The sequence below is a fragment of the Moheibacter lacus genome (genome assembly GCF_014042165.1).
GTDB lineage: Bacteria > Bacteroidota > Bacteroidia > Flavobacteriales > Weeksellaceae > Moheibacter > Moheibacter lacus.
This window is the reverse complement of sequence record NZ_JACDZE010000001.1, coordinates 1,715,621-1,736,528: the sequence shown is the minus strand read 5'-3', so window position 1 is coordinate 1,736,528 and position 20,908 is coordinate 1,715,621. Positions and strand designations below refer to the sequence as shown.

Below are 20,908 nucleotides of genomic sequence, written 5' to 3'. Positions count from 1 at the left end.
ATTTTCCCATTCTTTTTTCCAACGTATACTTCGGCATTATTTTTTCCGTTTGTCTAATATAAATTGAAAATATGCTGCTGAGATTAACGATGATCACCCTTATTCTTTCTAATTTTTTATACAGTCAAGACAATTTTGTTACGACAGCTTCTGGAAATCTTACCATAGAAATGGACAAAGGAATCGATCAACTTTTAAAATCAAAAGAAAAAGCGATTTGTCCGACTTCAGATCCTGTACCGGCTCCAGTTCCGGAATTTTGTCATGGAGCAAGGATTCAGGTTTTTTATTCGAAAAACAGAACGGAAGCTGAATCCAAATTAAAAGAATTGAAATCTTTGTTTCCTGGTTTATACTCAGATTTAGATTATATTTCTCCTGATTATAAAGTCAAAGTAGGGTATTTCGAATCAAGAGAAACAGCCCAATCCACTTTAAACAAAGCCAGAAGAAGCTTTCCATCTGCTTTGGTTGTTGAAGAAGTAATTCGCTGTAAATTAATTGATTAAATCACACGATTAAGTGCTTTGAAGATTTTTGCGCGCATTTGAGTCAGCAAAATGATTTTTTCCAATTGCTCCATACGCAATTCACCATCGACTTCTTGTTGTTTTAAGATTTCGGAAAATTCTTTGATCAAATCATCCAAATAAAAAGTTTTATAACGCAAAATGGTGTCTGAAATGTCCTTCGATATATTATCTTCTTTGGCTTTGATATGAATATTCAACTTTTTCTCCCAATTATCACTAATAGAATATTTCTCCATCATCGCTTCAGATGCGATTTCTGTTTTACCTTCGTCAAATAATTTGACAAAGAAATCTCCTGTCCGCAATTCTTCTTTTTCATAGCCCAATTTAACATCCTCAAAAATGGATTGGTAAATTTCATTTCCAAATTTCAAGTCATTGGACTCAAATTGTTGTAAAATTTCTTCAATTACAGTCGTGGCATAAGTTTCACCCGCATCATCTTTTAAATCTACCACCAAATTCCCGAACTGCATGATCAGTTTGATGAGTTCTTCCTCAACTATCATCCTTGGGTTTATCGCAATCGCCTCTTCTTTAACGACTTCCAGTGAATGAGAGCGCCTTTCCGTTTCCCTTTTTTCTTTTGCCTCTTTATGTTTTCTATCTAAATTTTGACCCAATTCTTTGAACAACACCTCTTCTCTAACCTGCATCAATTCTGCAGTTTGCTGAATGTACAATTCGCGCTGAATCACATTGGGAATCAAAGAAATACTATGGATGATGTCGCGAATCAATTCAGCTTTTTTTACCGGACTGTCTTTGGCTTCTTCCAGCAATACTTTGGCTTTGAATTGAATGAAATCCAAAGCATTTTCCTCTATGTATTTTTGGATGTTTTCTGAAGAATTTTTCTGCGCAAAAGAATCAGGATCTTCTCCTTCCGGGAATAACAAAACTTTCACATTCAACTCTTGCTCCAAAATCAAATCGATTCCCCGAAACGAAGCTTTGATTCCGGCTGAATCTCCATCATACAAAATCGTAACGTTAGGCGTCAACCTTTTGATCAATCTGATTTGGTCGGGTGTCAAAGCCGTTCCGGAACTCGCCACCACATTTTCAATTCCTGATTGATGCAACGAAATCACATCTGTATAGCCTTCCACCAACAAACATTCGTTCTGTTTCAAGATCGCTTGTTTGGATTGAAAAATACCATAGAGAATTTTACTTTTGTGATAAATTTCCGTTTCCGGAGAATTCAGGTATTTGGCCGCCTTTACATCACTACGCAAAATCCGCCCACCAAATCCTAAAACCCGTCCAGAAAAACTATGAATCGGGAACATCACTCTTTCCCGAAAACGATCGATTCCGTTCTCCGAATCTTTGTAAATCGACAAACCGGATGCTTCCAAAATATTTTTACCATATCCCTTTTTTTCTGCAGTCTCGGTAAAAGCATTTCTTTTTGTCGGCGAATAACCGAGTTCAAATTTATCGATCGTTTGTTTGGTAAAACCCCTTTCTTTGAAATAACTCAGTCCGACGTTTTTTCCTTCTTCGGTTTCATTTAATTGTTCGATGAAATATTTTTTGGCAAATTCAGAAACGATAAACAGACTTTCTCTGAGTTTGAGTTCTTCTTTTTGTTCGTCCGTTTGTTCTCGGTCTTCTTCGATTTCGATGTTGTATTTTTTCGCCAACCAACGAAGTGCCTCCGGATACGTAAATTGTTCATGTTCCATCAAAAAAGTGACGACATTTCCTCCTTTTCCAGTAGAAAAATCTTTCCAAATCTGTTTGGCAGGCGAAACCATAAAAGAAGGTGTTTTCTCATCCACAAATGGTGAAAGCCCTTTTAAATTACTTCCGGCACGTTTTAGACTGACAAAATCACCTATGACCTCTTCCACTCTGGCAGCGGAAAAAATTGAATCTATGGTTTGGCGTGAAATCATTTGGTAAAAATACGAAATACGAAGTTCGACGTACGAGGTTCGGCTCCAAAATTTAATTCAATAGGATATAAATCAAAAAGAAAGTCGGAATCATATAGACAACGATTCCTTGTGCGCCGGGATATTCCTTCGCCAAACGCTGTCCCAAAAACAAAAATGAAAAGGTAACCGCTGAAAGCACTGCGCTGATCATAGCGAAACAGGTTTCGCCACAGGTTAACAATGCAAAAATTCCTACAACTGCAGATAGTCCGGATATGATCTCAAGAACCGTTATGGTGAAAAGCGAAAATGGCACCATGTTTTTAATCGGAGAATTGGCGAAATGTCCTTTTAACCAACCGAGATTTCCTTTCCAATCTACTACTTTATCGATTCCTGATTGTAAGAAAACAATTGCCAACATGATGAGGATAAATATTTCGGTAAGCTGTTCCATTTTAGAATATTTTGCGTTCAAAGTTAAGGATTAGAATTAAAACTAACTGTGTACAAAAGAAAAACCGGAAACTTTTCAGCATCCGGTTTTCAATATTTCAAAAAAGAATTTACTTTCTTTTCTTTTTCAGCGCTTCTTGTTGTTTTTGGGCTTCTTGTGCTTGCTCCATCAATTGGGACATTTTCGCACCCCATTTGCTTTGTTTCTTCGGTTTTGCTTTGTTCTCCTGAATTTTTTCATGGATCTTTTTGTCATCGATCATCACATTTTTTATGAATATCACGATTCCGATGTTGATCACGTTGGACACCAAATAATACCAAGAAAGACCGGAAGCATAACTGTTTAAGAATACAAAGAAAAACACAGGCATCAGGTACATCATGTATTTCATCATGCGCATATCAGGCATTCCTTCTTGTGGTGGCTGGTTAAAACTTTCCATAGAACCGGAAACTTTAAAGTAAACCACCATCGCAATGATATAGGACAACGCAAAAATACTGATGTGATTATCCATAAACGGCACCCAGTCCGGTAAAGGAATCGGTGAATCATAAGCCGTCAAATCTTCTGCCCAAAGAAATGGCTTTCCTCGCAAGTCAATGATATTTGGAAAAAATCGGAACAAAGCATAGAAAATCGGAATCTGAATCAAAGCCGGCAAACATCCCGAGAGTGGATTTACACCTGCTTTTCGATAAAGTTCCATGGTCGCTTGTTGACGTTTCATCGCATTGTCCTGACCTTTGTGTTTATCGTTAATTTCGTTTAATTCCGGACGCAAAACCCGCATCATTGCACTTTGTCGGTACTGTTTGTACATGACAGGTGACAAAACCAATTTCACGACGATGGTCATCAAGAAAATCACCCAACCATAACTCATTCCTAATTTTGCCAACCATTGGAAAATATTCAAAAAGAAATGCTTGTTGATCCATCCCAAAATTCCCCAACCAAATGGAATGATTTCATCGAAATTCTTTCCTTCGTATTGATCATGCGCCAATAGTCGATAATCCAATGGAACGAAATCCCATTGCATTTTATAATTTAACTCGCTACCGGAAATTGGCATCAAAGCTGTAAAATGATAATCTTTACTATGCAAAGGATCTACTTCTTCATCGATCACAACTGATCCACCTTTTGGAGAATGGAATCCTTCGTCAAATGAAAGAATGGATGAGAAAAACTGCTGTTTAAATGCAATCCAATCGACGCTTTCCTTTTCGTCCCATTCGTCAGCACCAAATAATTCATATTCAACGTCATCCGTTCCTTTGAATCGGAAATAAGTTTGCGCCCAGTATTGCTCTTGTTGTTTTCCTTTTTCGATGGAAGAAGATTTCAAATTCCAATTGATTTCCAAATTTTTATCATTGGTCAATTGGTGGATACCATTTGATTTCACTTCAAAACCAATCGTATAATTGGTTCCAATTGTATAAACAAAATTAATATCACCACCAACTACCGGAGCTCTCATGGATACGATCGTGGTAGAATCTAACTTTTGAACAGTTGGTGAGAATGACAAATCAGCCGTATTGATTTCCTTTCCAGATTTGTCTTTAAATTTTAAATTGAAATCATTGTTACCATCTTTAACCAAATAAAGTGGCTGTTTATGGTCGGTTGCATATGCATCAAATGCTGAATATTCTTTTAATAACAATTGAGAAATCCCACCTCCTTTTCCGGAAAATTTCACTTGAAATTTTTCATTTTCCGTTTCAAAATCTTTGGCTTCAGCAAGAACGATGATCGAATCCTTTTTTGCATTTAAGGAATCTGTTTTCTGAACAGAAGCAATGCTATCGATTGCTTTCTGGCTATTTTCTTTGGCTAATTGCTCTTGTTTTTCGCGTTCCTTTAAATCTTCTTCAGAAGGTTGATTGAGATAAAAATACCCCATCAACATCAATCCCATTAAGAGTAAAGCAACTAAGGTGTTTTTATCAAATTTTCTTTCTTGTTGCATGAATCAATTCGTTTTGTTTTTGCATTAAGGCGGCTTCTATAAATTTCACAAACAGCGGATGCGGATTGGCAACCGTACTTCTGTATTCGGGGTGAAATTGAACACCTATATAAAAAGGTAAGTTTTTGTATTCTAAAATCTCGACAAGTCCTGTATCTGGATTTTTACCCACCGGCATAAACTGCTCATTTACAAAACTATCAAGGTATTCATTATTAAATTCATAACGATGACGATGACGTTCTTGGATCAATTCTTCACCGTAGATTTCATAGGTTTGGGAGGATGGTTCCAACTGACAATTCCAGTTCCCTAAACGCATGGTTCCACCTTTGTGGGTTACGTTTTTCTGTCCTTCCATTAAATTGATCACAGGATGTTCAGTTTGGGAATTGATTTCAGTAGTATCTGCATTTTCCAGTCCCAATACGTTTCTAGCAAATTCAATGACCATGATTTGCATCCCTAAACAGATTCCAAAAGTTGGAATTTTATTTCTTCGCGCATAATTGGCTGCGATTACTTTTCCTTCGATTCCTCTGTCTCCAAATCCCGGAGCGATTAAAATCCCGCCTACACCTTTGAGTTTTTCACCGATGTTTTCTTCAGACAAATCACCAGAATAAACCCAACGTACTTTAACGCCGGTATCTGCTTCTGCTCCCGCATGAGTCAAAGCCTCTGAAATGGATTTATAAGAATCCTGAAGAGAAGTATATTTCCCAACCAATGCGATTTCGACTTGATTGGATGGATTTTTATGACGTTCGAGGAAATTTTTCCATTTTTCTAATTCAGGTTCTTTTGCAGTCGGCAAATCTAAAGTTTCCAGCACCACTTCATCAAACTGTTGGTCATGCAATAAAACAGGAACATCATAGATAGACTCAGCATCTATGCTTTCGATTACATTTTGTTTCTTTACATTACAAAAAAGTGCCAATTTCTCTTTCACATCTTTTGGCAAATGGTGTTCTGTTCTCGTTACCAGAACATCTGCTCTAATTCCACTCTCCATCAATTGACGAACGGAATGCTGTGTGGGTTTGGTTTTCAATTCGCCACTGGCTGCCAAATATGGCACCAAAGTCAAATGAATGACCATGGAATTTTGTTCTCCCAAATCCCAAATCATCTGACGTACACTTTCTATATAAGGCAATGATTCAATATCACCGACAGTACCTCCTATTTCCGTAATGATGATATCATATTTCCCACTACTTCCAAGTAGTTTGATGCGTCTTTTGATTTCGTTGGTGATATGTGGAACGATCTGAACGGTTTTACCTAAATAATCACCTCTTCGTTCTTTTTCGATTACCGTTTGGTAGATTCTACCTGTGGTAACATTATTGGCTTGTGAAGTCGTTCTGTTTAAAAAACGCTCATAGTGTCCTAAGTCCAGATCGGTTTCTGCTCCATCTTCGGTCACATAACATTCACCATGTTCATAAGGGTTTAAAGTCCCCGGATCAACATTTAAATAAGGATCCAGTTTTTGAATGGTTACTGAATAGCCTCTAGCTTGTAATAACATTCCAAGAGAAGAAGCGACAATTCCTTTACCGAGTGAAGAAGTTACACCACCGGTAACAAAGATGTATTTTGCAGATTCTGGTTTCATTGATTTCAAATTCAATGGGTGCAAAACTACGACAAATTATTGAGTTTCTCCTCTTGAATTCCAATTAGAAAAAAAGATTTTCCTCATTAATTTCCCGTAAAATTTAGATTATAAATTATAGGAAATAAAAAAAGGCAAGCGACCTACATCACACCGCTACGACCGTATACCTTTGCTACGTTCCCGTCCTGGAGGATTCAACAGGAGCTGGTTGTGTAGGACTTGCCCGCTGCAAAGGTAAAAACATTTATTCTGTTTATGCAAGATAATTTAACTTAAAAATAATTCAACTTCTTTAACTCGTTAACTTAGAGCCAATTTAAATTTCAAACAGGCTCTTAGAATGAAATAAATTCATTATTGACCCCGATTGATGACCACCACATTTTTGAGTGAAAGTTTCTGTTCAAGCCATTTTTTTAATTTGACTTCGTTTTCTTCAGTTTCCTCTTCCGAATTAAAAATCACAACGGTCTCTATAAACGCGCTATCCGACTCAGTTTCGGTTATTTGCCTACCTATTGAAAGGTTTTTCATTTCCGGAAACAGAATTTCAATTTCATGCAAAATGGTAATATTATCAAACTTATAGACGGACAGTTCCTTTTGTAAGTTGGTGATGATCAAATCTTTTTCAGATACTACATTTTGCTGGGTATTGAGTTCACTTAAAATTTCAGATTTCAAATCGATTTCATCTTGACGAATGACCAATTCGGTTTGACTCAAACCGTAGTCTTGTAACCTTTGATTTAATTGGACAATTTGCGCACTGTCAAATCGCTTCGTTAACGTCGCCACTTCTATTTTTTTTGGTGCAGAATTGAAATTGGTCTTTTTATAAATGACTGTATAACCGTTGTTGTTGAATTCTTCATTTATAAATTTATTGACATTATCATCAAAAGATCTTTGCTGGTATAAATTATAAGCCAAATAAAAACTCGGAACAATCATGATGATGATAATAAATGAAATCCAATTTCGGATCAATTTCGACCTTTTTGGATTTAAAATCTCAACCGGTTGGTATTTTAAATATTTGATAATCAAAAAGGTAGCGATGCAGATAAAAAAACAATTGATCGTATACAGATAAAAAGCACCTAGGAAATAATAAAAATTCCCGATCGCCAAACCATATCCTGCCGTACAGAGTGGTGGCATCAAGGCCGTAGCAATCGCCACACCCGGAATCGGATTTCCTTTCTCCACTCTGGTGATGGCAATCACACCGACAATCCCACCAAAAAATGCAATCATCACATCATAAATATTAGGTGCTGTTCGAGCTAAAAGTTCGGACTGGGTTTCTTTAAAAGGACTAATGAAAAAGTATATCGCCGAGACACCAAGACCTACAACAGTTGAAATCAACAAGTTGCGCATGGATTTTTTCAATAAATCAAAATTATAAGTCCCCAATGCAAATCCGGCACCGACGATCGGTCCCATCAAAGGGGAAATTAACATGGCACCGATTATGACTGCAGTCGAATTTACATTCAGACCGACAGACGCTATAACGATAGCACACGCCAAAATCCATAAATTGGAACCACGGAATGAAATTCCGGATCGGACATTTTCATAAACCTTTTTTCGATCCTCCTCACCTGCATGTAAGGAAACAAATCGCAAAACCTTATTTCTAAAAGTCATAATGAAATCAAATGATTAATGTTGGTTATCCAAAAACGACAAATTTACAATTTCTATAAAATAACAGATGATTAAAATTATCCTTTGAATATCTCCATCCAAGCCTTTACCTTTGAAAAATGTTTCGATATATACTTTTAGCTATTCTATCCGGGCTATTATTGGCTTTTGGATGGCCTTCCAAGGGTTTCCCTTTAATATTATTTGTAGGATTCGTTCCCTTATTGTTCATAGAAAATAAAATTGCCCAACAAGTAGACACCAAAAGGAAAGGACTAAAACTCTTTGGCTTGTCTTATTTGGCATTTTTCATTTGGAATGCGATCGGCATTTGGTGGTTGCATTATGCGCAGGAATTAAATTCAGATGGGCAGTGGCAGAATTCGTGGACCGCTTATTTATTCCCTGTATTCGCCAATTCTCTTTTGATGAGTCTTGTATTTCAACTTTACCATTGGGTAAAATCCAAAGCCGGAAATTTTTATGGCATTCCATTTTTCCCGGTAATTTGGATGAGTTTTGAAAAATTCCACCTCAATTGGGAAATGACTTGGCCTTGGTTCAATTTAGGAAATGGTTTTGCTAATTTCCCAAAATGGGTCCAATGGTATGAATTCACCGGAACCTTTGGCGGAACGCTTTGGATTTTGGTCGGAAATCTCATCATATTTTATTATTTGTATGGTTTTTTGAATTTAAAAGAAAAGAAATTTCGAAACAAATTGATTCTGTTTACGGTGCTTTGGATAGGAATTCCGATTGGGATTTCTTATTGGATATACAATTCATACGAAGAAAAAGGAGAAGAAATTACGGCGATGGTTTTGCAACCGGAGTTAAATCCTTATACAGAGAAATACAACAAAAGTTCATTTGAAATTGTCAATGAATTGATTCAAATGACCCATCAAAACATGCAACCCAAAGTAGATTTCGTAGTAGCTCCCGAAACGGCATTTCCGGGTTCTGGCCCGGGTTTGAACATCGACAAATTGGAAGCAGATTATTTGCTTCAACAATTTCAATCCAATTTCATCCGGTATCCTGAAATGACATTTGTCTCTGGCGTTGAGTTGATGCGTTTTTATCCTTATGAAAAATTTGCTACCAAAACTGCTTCCCGATTTGGGAATACAGATATGTTGTATGATGTCACGAATTCTGCTATTCAATTGAACCAAAAAGATTCTATTCAATATTACCATAAATCCAAATTGGTGGTCGGCGTTGAACATTTTCCTTATATGAGCATTTTAAAACCCATTTTAGGTGATTTAATGATGAATTTTGGCGGAACGGTCAGAACGCATTTGACACAAGAACAGCGAACAGTATTTAAAAATTCATTTAATAATGCTGTCGTCGCACCCATCATTTGCTATGAATCCATTTATGGAGATTTCACCACAGGATATGTACGAAATGGCGCCAATATTTTGTTTATCATGACCAATGATAGTTGGTGGGGAGATTCGGACGGACATAGAGAATTGTTGTTATTTGGAAATTTGAGAGCGATAGAAAATCGGCGTGACATCGTCCGTTCAGCCAATTCAGGAATTTCAGGATTCATTAATCAAAAAGGTGAAATTACCTCTTCATTGGCCTATGAAAAACAAGGTGCTTTAATTGGCAAAGCCCAATTGAACAATGAATTGACATTTTATTCAAAACATGGAGATTATCTGGCTAGAATCGCATTATTGATCGCAGGAATTTTGATAGGCTATACGGTTGCGATGCAAATTTTAAATTGGCAGAAAAAGAAAAATAAAATTTAATGCAGAAAGTATTGTTTTTCTGAAAATTAAATTCCTATCTTTGCAGTCCGAAAAAAATCACGAACAAATGTCAAGAATTTGTCAAATCACAGGAAAGAAAAGAATGGTGGGAAACAATGTTTCTCATGCAAACAATAAAACAAAACGTACGTTTGAAGTAAACTTGTTTAAGAAGAAATTCTTCATGCCTGAAACTGGAGAGTGGATCACTTTAAAAGTATCTGCTCACGGGTTGAAAACCATCAACAAGATAGGTATTGAAGAAGCTGTTAAACGCGGACGTAAAAACGGATTAATCGATTAATTCTATTCATCATGGCAAAGAAAGGAAACAGAGTACAAGTAATACTTGAATGTACTGAACACAAAGAAAGCGGTATGCCGGGAATGTCTCGTTATATCACGACGAAAAACAAAAAGAACACTCCAGATAGAATTGAGTTGAAAAAATTCAATCCTGTTTTGAAGAAATATACTGTACATAAAGAAATCAAATAATAGTAAACCATGGCAAAGAAGACCGTAGCAACCTTACAAACAGGTGCATCCAAAAAAATGACGAAGGTTATCAAAATGGTAAAGTCTCCAAAAACTGGTGCTTACTATTTTGACGAGAAAGTTGTAAATGCTGACAGCGTAAACGACTTTTTTAAATAAAAACATGATACAATAGTATTTGTACATAAATTTTAAAGGTTTTAGGTCGCATTTTGTGACCTTTTTTTATTCTAACAATCTTGTATCTTTGTGAAATAAAAAGAAAGAAAGTTGAGCTGGTTCAAAAAAATATTAGGAAAAGAAAGCAAAGAAAAGTTGGATGAAGGATTGGAAAAATCCAAACAATCTTTCTTTGACAAATTAAGCCGATCCGTTGCCGGAAAATCAAAAGTAGACGATGATGTTCTGGACAATTTGGAAGAAGTTCTGATCACCTCAGATGTCGGCGTTGAAACCACCTTAAAAATCATCAAACGCATAGAAGAACGTGTCGCACGTGATAAATATGTCGGTACAAATGAGCTCAACCAAATCCTACGTGAAGAAATCGCCGGATTGCTTTCTGAAAACAATTCCTCTGACGCCAAAGGTTACGAAATCCCACAGCAAAGCGATCCTTATGTCATCATGGTAGTAGGCGTAAATGGTGTCGGGAAAACCACGACAATTGGGAAACTCGCACATCAATTCAAACAAGATGGGAAAAATGTCGTTCTCGGAGCTGCAGACACATTTCGGGCTGCTGCCGTAGATCAATTGGTCATTTGGTCAGAAAGAGTCGGCGTTCCGATTGTGAAACAAGCCATGGGATCTGACCCAGCTTCCGTTGCCTTTGATACGCTACAATCTGCCAAAGCGCAAAACGCAGACGTCGTTCTCATCGATACCGCAGGACGTTTGCACAACAAAATCAATTTAATGAACGAATTGTCCAAAATCAAGCGTGTGATGCAAAAAGTCTATCCAGATGCGCCACATGAAGTACTTTTGGTCCTCGATGGTTCTACCGGTCAAAATGCCTTTGAACAAGCCAAACAATTTACCCAAGCTACCGAAGTTTCTGCGCTCGCCGTAACCAAACTAGACGGAACTGCAAAAGGAGGAGTTGTCATCGGTATCTCTGATCAATTTCAAATTCCTGTAAAGTACATCGGCGTAGGAGAAGGAATGAACGACCTTCAGCCATTTGACAAATTTGAATTTGTCGACAGCTTTTTTGGGAAATAATCCAAATAAAAATCAGCAATTATTGATAAAAAAAACCTTCCGAAAGTAGAGATTCCGGAAGGGAGGTAAGGTTAATCAGTTGTTAAGTAGATTAGTTTAGCAATTGAGTTTTATATTATTTTACACACACTAAAGAAAATACAATTACTAATCATCATTAATAACTCCCACAAAATTAGACGTTTATATTTATAATTTTAAGAGGTATTTTCCTCAAAAAAAAGGGGAAAAACCCCCTTTTTTTATCCAATAATTTAATCCAAAAAAAAACACCTACTTCAAGCAGATGTTTCTTTTATTATTGTTAAAATTTGGAATTTATTCCGTCTTTCTCCAATTCAATCTAAAATCACATTTATCGTAATCTGAATCGATGGTAATAAAGGTATCATTGATCTGCTCTCCCACCCATTTCATGACTGTTTCTTGTCTTTTGGTGTTGATGGTAAGATTTTTCAAACGAGCATAATCCGCTTCTATATTGATTTTATGAGCAGGAATGGTTTGTTGAAGTTTGATAACACGCAAAACTGGTTGACGCTGAAATTCATCTTCAAATGGCTGCGAAATTTCCCCATCTTCTAAACCGGAAATAGCTGCCTGAACATTGGCTGGTAACTTGGTGCGATCCATTTTATCTTCTCCGGAGCTATTGTCTACCAATCTTCCTCCATTGAATTTCGTATACTTATCAACCGAATAGCGAAATGCAGCTTCTTTGAATGTCATTTCTCCTGTTTCTACCTTTAAAATGATGGAATCCAATTTTTGACGTGTAATTGCAATTTCTTCCGGAGTAGGTTTTAATTGAACCAAAATATGACGAATGTCCAATTCTTGTCCTCTTCTTTTTTCTAATTGTGCAATATGGTAACCAAATTCGGTTTTAAATGGATCTGAAATTTCACCTTCTTGCAGATTAAAAACAACTGCATCAAATTCAGGAACCATTTGTCCTCTTTTTACGTTCTCAATCAAACCTCCATTGGATGATGACCCAGGGTCATTTGAATACAAAATGGCTTTGGTCGCAAAACTGGCTCCCTCTTCGATTTCTTTTTTATATCCTGCTAAATCATCGATGACTTTTTGTTCGTTCTCCGGAGAAATTTCCGGATAAACCACGATATGGTCCAAACTTACTTCTTCAGGAATATCTGGTAATTCACTGCTGTACTGTTCATAAAATGTACGAACTTCTTCAGGAGTAGCATCCATTCCTTGTGTAATCAACTCTTGTTTGCGTTCTGCAAAAGCCTGATCACGCATGATGCCTACCAGTTCTTGTCTGAATTCAGGCATCGTGGTATAACCAAAATACTCTAGAATTTCTTTTTCACTTCCTTGGGTTAAAAATCGCTGGATAGTTCCATCTACTCTTCTTTCTACTTGGTCGTTGGTGATGATAACCAAAGTATCTTCTTTTGCTTTGGTCAATAATAATTTGTCTACCAATATGTTTTCTAGAAAGTCACACTCGTTCTCGACTTCATATCCTTGCATTTTGGCTTGAACATAATCTCGCTCGATATCGGAGTCCAAAATCACTTCGCCACCTACTACCGCTGCAACTCCATCTAATTTCAATTGGCCTGAAGGATTGTTTTGAGTCGGTTGAGCACTTACCAAAACGGATAAAGTACTAAAAACCGATAAAAGAACATACAATTTAATTTTCATTGATTTTTATTTGATTATTATGGATGGCTTCTTTATACAATTGATTTTGTAAATCGCCGAGCAAATTTAACTTTCTTTTGTTAAGTATAAGATTTTTTATCGTAGGTTTAACAAATTCATAAGGCGCTTTTTCTCCTTTTGGCTTTAAATTAAGAATTCTGATAAAGGTTACTGTGGAATCATTTGAAATTTTCAATCTCCTTCTGTTCATCAACTGACTATAATTGTCACCTTCTACCAATTCCGGAAAATGACCTTGTAAAACATCTGTCGAATACCAAATGCTATCCTTGTCATGAAAAGGTGTTCCGGAAGTCAAAACTACTTTCATCACTTCATCAAAATCTTCATCCCTTCCCGAATTAAACAACCGATTCACTCTGTCTTCATCTGATTTCATAACCGTAACTGCCCTATACCTCACAACGTCTTTGATCAATGGAAAACTCTCTTTATTTTCTTCAAAATACGCAAGAACTTCTGCATCAGAAACAGAGTCGGTAAGGTTTTTTTCTATCAAATAATTATTATATGCATTGATCAACAAATCCTGACGGTATTCCACCATTTTATTGTCAATTTCTTTTAAGGTCAATTCATCGATATTGTCTTCAGCTTTGTCTACGATTGCTTTTTTCTTCACCCATTCCTCTATGTAAGTATTCACAAGCTTTGTACTATCATCTTTCGAAATGTCCTTTGGCAAGATCAATCTGATGTCCCGATCGGTAAGAAAATGTTCCCCAAATTGTACGATAACCTTCTCATCCTCCGCTTTTTTCTTTGAAAAATCCAACTTCCCTTTACAACCAACTAAAACACTCAATACCAAAAGTGTCCCAATCTTAACTTTCACTCTTTCCATCTTCCTTTAACGAAATATTTTTCCATTCATTATGGTCAACCCATTACTTTTAATGCAGAATTATAGGCCGACTCAAAAGCAAACAAATTCAATCCATGATGAGCACCAACTGACTCTGCATAAGAAATCAATTTTTCAGTAGGCGTATTGCCTATCAAATCACTTTTGGCCATCGGACAACCACCAAATCCTTTTATGGCGCCATCAAATCTTCTACAACCATTCTGAAAAGCTGCATCCACTTTTGGAAACCATTCATTATAGGTGGAATGAAAATGCGCACCAAACTCAATTTGAGGATATTTTTCGATCAAATTATGGAACAATTCTTCTACATCCTTTGGATCTGCAACAGAAGTCGTGTCTGAAAGATTGATATTTTTTATCCCAATATCTGAAAATCTAGCCGCCCAATCTTTTACTAATTCCACATCCCATTCTTCACCATAAGGATTCCCAAAAGCCATTGAAAAATAAATCAACAATTCCTTTCCGGTGTTTTCAATCATTTTTGAAATATTCAAAATACTTTGAAAAGCTTCTTCTCTTGATTTGTGCGTATTGTCTTTTTGAAATTGCTCCGAAATCGAAAAAGGAAATCCCAAATAATCAACATTGGTGTGCTGTACAGCTCTTTCAGCTCCTCCTTCACTCGCTACAATAACAGACAATTTAGAATTAGAAACCAAATCTTTCACCGCTTCAAGAACCTCTTTTGTATCAGACATTTGAGGAATGATTTTAGGCGAAACAAAACTACCGCAATCTATCCTGTCAAATCCTACTTTCAATAATTTAACCAAATGATCTATTTTATCATCAGTCGAAATAAAATCATGCATGCCCTGCATCGCATCTCGGGGACAATCCACAATTTTGATCTTTTCACTCATTTTTGAACTGTTTTGCGGTTGAAAGATATAGATTTTCCTACTTTTACCAAAAAATTTGATGCAATGGAAAAAATCTGGAGTGATAAACTCAAAACACGATTTCTGAAATATGTAAGCTTTTATTCGGAAAGCATTCCCTTCGTAGAAGAATTCCCAAGTTCTGAAAGACAATGGGACATCGCAAAATATCTTTTTGAAGAATTAAAATCCATAGGATTGGAAAATGTTACCATCGATGATAATGCTTATGTCATGGGAACTTTGCCTTCCAATTTGGACAAAAAAGTACCCACCATCGGTTTTGTTTCGCATTTTGATACTTCACCTGATTTTTCAGGAGAAAACGTAAAACCAATCATCACGGAAAATTATGACGGAGGCGAAATCATTTTAAACGAAAAAATGAAATTGAGTCCGGAAGAATTCCCGGAATTGAAACAATACAAAGGCCAAACCATCATTTCAACTGACGGAACGACTTTGCTCGGTGCAGATGACAAAGCCGGCGTGGCCGAAATCGTTACTGCAATGGAATATTTGGTGGCGCATCCTGAAATCAAACACGGAAAAATCGCCGTTGGATTTACACCGGACGAAGAAGTTGGACGCGGAGCGGATTTCTTTAATGTAGAAAAATTTGGGGCAGAATGGGCCTATACGATGGACGGAAGTGAAATCGGCGAATTAGAATATGAAAATTTCAATGCGGCTTATGCGCACATCAAATTCCACGGAAAAAGCGTCCATCCCGGTTATGCAAAAAACCAAATGGTAAATGCGAACACACTCGCAAGAGAATTCGCAGCCCAATTGCCGGAAGACGAAGTTCCGGAATTGACCGACGGTCGTGAAGGATTTTTTCATTTGACCAAAATGGAAGGAAACGTATCAGAAGCGGAAATCCAATACATCATCCGCGATCACGATATGGAACAATTCAAAGCCAGAAAAGCATTGATCCAAGAAATTACCGATGAAATGAAAGCTGAATATGGAGATCATAGAATCGAATTGGATATGAAAGACCAATATTTCAACATGATTGAAAAGGTCAAAGAAAAATTCCAATCCGTAGAAATCGCAGAACAAGCATTGAAAGACGTTGGAGTTACGCCAAATATCAAACCAATCCGTGGTGGAACGGATGGTTCCCGACTAAGTTTTATGGGATTGCCTTGTCCAAATATTTTTGCGGGCGGACATAATTTCCACGGACCTTTTGAATTCGTTCCACTTGAATCGATGGAAAAAGCGGTGGAAGTTATCGTTAGAATCGGAGAATTGGTTGCGGAAAAAGACTAAAAAATTTTCAAATAAATTATGGTAGAGACGCGATGCATCGCGTCTCTACGTTTTTAGGATATTTTCTTATCTTTCAATTTCAAAATTGAATTTTATGAAAAAATTAATTTTCCTTTTATTAATTCCGGCAATTGCTTTTGCGCAGCAAGACAGTTTGCGTTTGGATGAAAAATCATCAGGTAAAATCGGAACAGAAGTTCAGCCTTCCTCGCCTTCGACAAAACCATTGTATTTCGTGGAAGGGAAATTAATTCAGGAATCTGAAGTTGAAAAAATAAATCCGGATGAAATCGAATCAATCAACGTGTTGAAAGGCGAAAAAGCAATTGAAAAATATGGTGACGAAGGAAAAAATGGGGTGATAGAGATAATTTTGAAAAAGAAAACTGATTCATCAAACATAAAAGAAGTTCTTAGTGGAACTGTTCCTGGAATAAAAAATATTACTTCTTCTTCACAACCCATTTATATTAGATGTGGGTTACCTTCAAAGGATACACGAAAAGGAGAACCTTTATATGTGGTTGATGGTGTTTCGAAAAAAATAAATTATTCGTTAGATGAAATTAGTGCAAATGAAATTGCTAATATCATTGTTTTAAAAGATTCGGAGGCAACAGCCATTTATGGTAGCAACGGTAGAAATGGCGTAATCATCATCCAAACAAATAAATATTTAGAAGAATTAGAAATTAAAAAAAATCCTTACGACCTCGAAGTTCTCGATTTAGGTTACGAATCATTTTTAGCGATGCAACCTTCTGCCAAAACTTATTCTTTGAGTTATTTACAAAATAAAAATCAACGTTACGTTTCGGTTTGGAACCAACGAGTCATCAGCGGAAATCCGGAAATCTATGAATTGCCGATTGATTATGATTCGCAAACATATTACGGATTAGATTTCGAATACAAATTGTATCAATTTTTCAAATTCATGGAAGAAAAACATTCCATCCGCTTCAGTTAAGAATTGGTCTGATCTTTGTCTGAATTGAATCAAAACAATTCAAATGAAATCAATGATCATCCTTCTTTTTGCGGTCTTTTCGAGTTTCACTTTTGCGCAAATCAAACAAGATTTAGGCGAATTTAATTTTGTAGAAGTCTACGACAAAATTCCCGTAAAACTTGTAAAATCAGATGTTAATTCGATTTTAATTGAAGGACCAAAAGCAAACGATGTTGAAGTCATCTCCAAAAACAATCAACTGAAAATCAGGATGAAAACTGATGATTTTTTACGTGGAGAAGATGTTCGAGTGACGCTAAAGTATATCGGATTAAATGAAATTCATGCCAACGAAGGTTCAATGATCACAGCTGAAAATACGATTTCGGTTGATCAATTAATATTGAACGCAAAAGAAGGAGCTGAAATCCTATTGACCATCGATGTAAATGATTTGGAAGTTAAAACCAATACCGGAGGTCGAATCATCACAAACGGAACAGCTGATTATCAAAAAGTTGTTTCCAATTCCGGTGGAAATTATGATGGTCAAAAACTGGAAACCTCGACCACAGAAGTCACGGTTAACGCTGGTGGCGAAGCCAAAGTTCTTGCTACAAAAACAGTAGATGCCAAAACCAGAGCCGGAGGAAATATTCATATATTTGGCGGTGCTGAAGTAGCACAGCAAACTCTGGCAGGAGGAAAAATTCATATTCACTGACAGTTCCTAGTGGTTGAGTGTGTGAATTAATAATTTAAACTTTATTCAAAAAAAGATGCAGCGTAGAGAATTTCTGAAAAAATCATCTTTAATGGGCGGATTAATTATCCTCAACCCAAAATTTAATTATTCGATTTTTAACGAATTCTCTGAGGATGAATTGATTGGAAAAGGAAAACCCATTCTACTGGGAGACGATTTTAAATTGCGAAATGAAGCTTTTCTTCAATTCAATATGATGCGAATTGCTGCCAAAGAAAGTGGTTTCAACATCCATGTCATATCAAGTTACAGAAGTTATACCCACCAAAACGGAATTTGGGAGCGGAAATACAAAAACTACCGAAACCAAGGACTTTCGCATGAAAAAACAATTGCAAAAATCATCGAATACAGCACCATTCCGGGAACTTCACGTCACCATTGGGGGACCGATTTGGACATCATCGATGCTACAAAAGGCATTCCTTCCAATCCTTTAAGTGAAGTTCATTTTAACGAAGGTGGCCGTATGCGGAAATTTAAACTCTGGTTGGATCAAAATACGGAGAATTTTGGATTTTATCTAGTGTACACAAATGATCCCAACAGAAAAGGATTTGCGTATGAACCATGGCATTTTACGTACAAACCCATTGCCACAAGAATGCTAAAAGAATACAAAGAGTTGGATATCAAAAAGATACTTCAAGGAAACAAATTGATGGGAAGTGAAAATTTTACCGATGAATTTGTAGAAAAGTATAAACGTGAAAACATTTTGGATATCAATCCTGCACTTTTGGTGTAAACGTACTGGATTTTTCCTTTTCTGAAATCTCTTCCAAATAATTGTCTTTTAGCCGTTCATAAAAGGACTTTTTATCCACCAAACTGGCAATGATATTGGCCAGAATAGCGCCTAGCAATAAATAAAATATCACACTATGTCTGTCGGTCATTTCAAAAACGATGATCGCAGAAGTAAAAGGAGCTCGGGTCACTCCAGTCAAGAAAGCCGTCATCCCGATTAAGATGATCAAATTGGCATTTTGTCCGGTAAAATCTAAAAGCTGAGCCGTTAATGCTCCGAAACTGGCTCCTGCACTGAGCGATGGTGCAAAAACACCTCCTGCTCCACCGAAACTAAATGAAGCAATCAGTCCATTCATCCGCACAAACGGCAAGTACCATTCGACATGTTTATTGTCCGTAAACAATCTGGTTTCGATGATTTCTTTCCCTGAACCCATCGCATCAACGCCCATCCAATAAATGAAAGCGGCAACAAATAAACCGGATACCACAACAAATAAAGCCTGAAATTTCAATTTCTTAATTCTCTTGAAAAATCCCATGACCTTGAATATCACCACACACATCCTGCTTCCGAAATAACCGCAAACGATCGTAACCAGTAATACCGCCAAAACTACCTTAAAACCTGATGCAGAAACCTTTGGATAACCCAAATACAAATAAGGCCCGGTCAATCCCTGAGCCGTCAAACCGGCGATGATCACTGCGATGAAAAGTGGTGATTTGTAATATTTGATGTGGAATTTGGATAATTCTTCAATCGCAAAAATAATTCCACCCAAAGGCGTATTGAAAGCCGCTGCCAGTCCCGATGAAGCACCTGCAATCAACATGTTTTTTTGGGAAATCGGTTCCCACCATTTTGGTAAATATTTATGAACCAAATAAAATATGGAAGAAGCGATCTGAATGGTTGGGCCTTCTCTCCCTGAAATTCCGCCTCCCACAACTTTTATACAACTCGATATGATTTTAAAAAAAATGATTTTCAAACCCAATAATTTGGAGGCATGTCCCTTTTGATGGTTTTTTAATTCCATCACACTCATCACTTGCGGGATTCCACTTCCTTTTGAATTGGGCGAATATTTCTTCGTTACCCACCAGGAAAACAAGAAACAAATCGGTGCAACTATAAAAATCAAATAAGGATTTAGATCCAAAATATAAAACGACAAATGTTCTGCATAATTAAAAAGCAAAGCATATAAAACCGCCACCAAACCTGTGATGGCCGCAGCAAATAAAAAAGGCAAAGATTGAAAAAACTGCTTTTTTAAACTGCTATTGGTTTCAACTGACTTTTCATAATAATAATGCCCGAAATAAGTGATCGTTTGTACCCAACGGTTATGTCGGATTTTTGCCAAAATTCTTTTGTGTTTGAACTTTAATTTGGGCATGAATTGGAAAGCATAAATTTAAAAAGCGAATGTAAGCAATACGCTTTGGTTGGTCAAATTTTATAAAGTTCAATTTAAAATAAAACCCTGCAGGGTTTCCAAACAGGGTTTTTACTAACTTTTATCTGAATAATTATTATTTTCCTCCTAAAAATGCATTAAGCATCCAAGCTGTTTTTTCTTGAAAAGAAATAAAATCACTCATCATCGAGTTGGTTCCTTCATCATCCAATTCCGCTGAACGATCCAGTATTTGTCTTTCTATTTTTAATAATTCTTGAATCGAATCTAAAACCAATTGAACTGATTTCTCAGTTTCCGATACATTTTTCCCAACTTTCACAGAAGATTTGGCAACGTAATCTTCAAAAGTATGTAAAGGTGTTGCGCCAAGCGTTAAAATTCTTTCTGCAACTAGATCTACTTTTTCCTGCGCATCCAAATACAATTCTTCAAATTTCGGGTGCAATTGAAAAAATTGTTCCCCTTTGATGTTCCAGTGTACTCCTCTTAAATTCTGATAATAAACCTGAAGATTGGCCAATAACACATTCAAATCTTCTGATAATTCTTTTGATGTTGAATTTTTTAATCCAATGGTTGAAACTTTCATTTTATTTTGTTTTAAGT

The 20,908-nt window shown here is 36.5% G+C and carries 20 protein-coding genes and 1 other RNA gene; 10 read left to right on the top strand and 11 right to left on the bottom strand.

Annotated features, from left to right (window positions below; translation table 11 throughout):
- The first annotated feature begins 71 nt into the window (after window positions 1-71).
- A complete protein-coding gene (locus HU137_RS07995; protein WP_182043251.1) occupies window positions 72-509 on the top strand; it encodes an SPOR domain-containing protein in 438 nt (145 codons plus the stop codon).
- Here the strand turns inward: HU137_RS07995 and dnaG are convergent.
- From dnaG to HU137_RS07965, 6 genes are all read right to left on the bottom strand, one after another.
- Entirely contained in the window at window positions 506-2,440 is a 1,935-nt protein-coding gene (dnaG, locus tag HU137_RS07990) for a DNA primase (protein WP_182043250.1), read from the bottom strand. The two genes, HU137_RS07995 and dnaG, sit on opposite strands and share 4 nt — an antisense overlap.
- Before the next feature lie 52 nt (window positions 2,441-2,492).
- Window positions 2,493-2,879 carry a DoxX family protein gene (locus HU137_RS07985; protein ID WP_182043249.1) on the bottom strand — a complete coding sequence of 129 codons (387 nt, stop codon included), beginning with the start codon at window positions 2,877-2,879 and terminating at the stop codon, window positions 2,493-2,495.
- Window positions 2,880-2,988: 109 nt separating this feature from the next.
- A complete protein-coding gene (gene yidC, locus HU137_RS07980; RefSeq protein WP_182043248.1) occupies window positions 2,989-4,866 on the bottom strand; it encodes a membrane protein insertase YidC in 1,878 nt (625 codons plus the stop codon).
- Complete coding sequence (locus HU137_RS07975) at window positions 4,844-6,493, bottom strand: CTP synthase (RefSeq protein ID WP_182043247.1); 1,650 nt, start codon at window positions 6,491-6,493, stop codon at window positions 4,844-4,846. Before HU137_RS07975 ends, yidC begins: the two co-directional genes overlap by 23 nt.
- A gap of 129 nt (window positions 6,494-6,622) precedes the next feature.
- Window positions 6,623-6,721, bottom strand: an RNA gene (gene ffs / locus HU137_RS07970) — signal recognition particle sRNA small type.
- Window positions 6,722-6,850: 129 nt separating this feature from the next.
- A complete protein-coding gene (locus tag HU137_RS07965; RefSeq protein WP_182043246.1) occupies window positions 6,851-8,155 on the bottom strand; it encodes a DUF389 domain-containing protein in 1,305 nt (434 codons plus the stop codon).
- A 119-nt stretch (window positions 8,156-8,274) separates the two neighbouring features.
- Here HU137_RS07965 and lnt point away from each other — a divergent pair, with 119 nt between their 5' ends.
- The 5 genes from lnt (at window position 8,275) to ftsY (ending at window position 11,661) form a co-directional block, all read left to right on the top strand.
- Window positions 8,275-9,936 (top strand): apolipoprotein N-acyltransferase, encoded by a 1,662-nt coding sequence (lnt, locus tag HU137_RS07960; protein ID WP_182043245.1) that lies wholly within the window; start codon window positions 8,275-8,277, stop codon window positions 9,934-9,936.
- A 67-nt stretch (window positions 9,937-10,003) separates the two neighbouring features.
- The gene (gene rpmB / locus HU137_RS07955; RefSeq protein WP_182043244.1) at window positions 10,004-10,240 is read left to right on the top strand and encodes a 50S ribosomal protein L28; all 237 of its coding nucleotides are present in this window, start codon (window positions 10,004-10,006) and stop codon (window positions 10,238-10,240) included.
- Between the two features lie 11 nt (window positions 10,241-10,251).
- A complete protein-coding gene (gene rpmG, locus HU137_RS07950) occupies window positions 10,252-10,434 on the top strand; it encodes a 50S ribosomal protein L33 (protein WP_084018523.1) in 183 nt (60 codons plus the stop codon).
- Window positions 10,435-10,443: 9 nt separating this feature from the next.
- On the top strand, window positions 10,444-10,593 hold the full coding sequence (locus HU137_RS07945) for a DUF4295 domain-containing protein (protein WP_182043243.1): 150 nt from the start codon (window positions 10,444-10,446) through the stop codon (window positions 10,591-10,593).
- A gap of 111 nt (window positions 10,594-10,704) precedes the next feature.
- Complete coding sequence (ftsY, locus tag HU137_RS07940; protein ID WP_182043242.1) at window positions 10,705-11,661, top strand: signal recognition particle-docking protein FtsY; 957 nt, start codon at window positions 10,705-10,707, stop codon at window positions 11,659-11,661.
- A gap of 318 nt (window positions 11,662-11,979) precedes the next feature.
- On the opposite strand, the gene HU137_RS07935 is transcribed toward ftsY, so the two are convergent.
- From HU137_RS07935 to HU137_RS07925, 3 genes are read right to left on the bottom strand one after another with little or no spacing between them, the layout of a single operon-like run.
- Window positions 11,980-13,341 (bottom strand): peptidylprolyl isomerase, encoded by a 1,362-nt coding sequence (locus HU137_RS07935; protein ID WP_182043241.1) that lies wholly within the window; start codon window positions 13,339-13,341, stop codon window positions 11,980-11,982.
- Window positions 13,331-14,206 carry a hypothetical protein gene (locus HU137_RS07930; protein WP_182043240.1) on the bottom strand — a complete coding sequence of 292 codons (876 nt, stop codon included), beginning with the start codon at window positions 14,204-14,206 and terminating at the stop codon, window positions 13,331-13,333. The genes HU137_RS07935 and HU137_RS07930 overlap by 11 nt, the downstream gene beginning before the upstream one ends.
- A gap of 35 nt (window positions 14,207-14,241) precedes the next feature.
- Window positions 14,242-15,099, bottom strand: a complete 858-nt coding sequence (locus tag HU137_RS07925) for a beta/alpha barrel domain-containing protein (RefSeq protein ID WP_182043239.1) — start codon at window positions 15,097-15,099, stop codon at window positions 14,242-14,244.
- A 63-nt stretch (window positions 15,100-15,162) separates the two neighbouring features.
- On the opposite strand from HU137_RS07925, the gene pepT reads away from it, so the two are divergent.
- From pepT to HU137_RS07905, 4 genes are all read left to right on the top strand, one after another.
- The gene (gene pepT, locus HU137_RS07920; protein WP_182043238.1) at window positions 15,163-16,401 is read left to right on the top strand and encodes a peptidase T; all 1,239 of its coding nucleotides are present in this window, start codon (window positions 15,163-15,165) and stop codon (window positions 16,399-16,401) included.
- Between the two features lie 94 nt (window positions 16,402-16,495).
- Complete coding sequence (locus tag HU137_RS07915; protein WP_182043237.1) at window positions 16,496-17,371, top strand: DUF6146 family protein; 876 nt, start codon at window positions 16,496-16,498, stop codon at window positions 17,369-17,371.
- A 43-nt stretch (window positions 17,372-17,414) separates the two neighbouring features.
- Entirely contained in the window at window positions 17,415-18,077 is a 663-nt protein-coding gene (locus HU137_RS07910) for a head GIN domain-containing protein (protein WP_182043236.1), read from the top strand.
- A gap of 55 nt (window positions 18,078-18,132) precedes the next feature.
- On the top strand, window positions 18,133-18,867 hold the full coding sequence (locus HU137_RS07905; protein WP_182043235.1) for a M15 family metallopeptidase: 735 nt from the start codon (window positions 18,133-18,135) through the stop codon (window positions 18,865-18,867).
- Here the strand turns inward: HU137_RS07905 and HU137_RS07900 are convergent.
- Together HU137_RS07900 and HU137_RS07895 are read right to left on the bottom strand one after the other, a co-directional pair.
- Window positions 18,845-20,278: a chloride channel protein gene (locus HU137_RS07900; RefSeq protein WP_182043234.1), complete on the bottom strand. Its 1,434-nt coding sequence runs from the start codon at window positions 20,276-20,278 to the stop codon at window positions 18,845-18,847. The two genes, HU137_RS07905 and HU137_RS07900, sit on opposite strands and share 23 nt — an antisense overlap.
- Before the next feature lie 136 nt (window positions 20,279-20,414).
- Window positions 20,415-20,891: a Dps family protein gene (locus HU137_RS07895; protein WP_182043233.1), complete on the bottom strand. Its 477-nt coding sequence runs from the start codon at window positions 20,889-20,891 to the stop codon at window positions 20,415-20,417.
- Window positions 20,892-20,908: the final 17 nt, after the last annotated feature.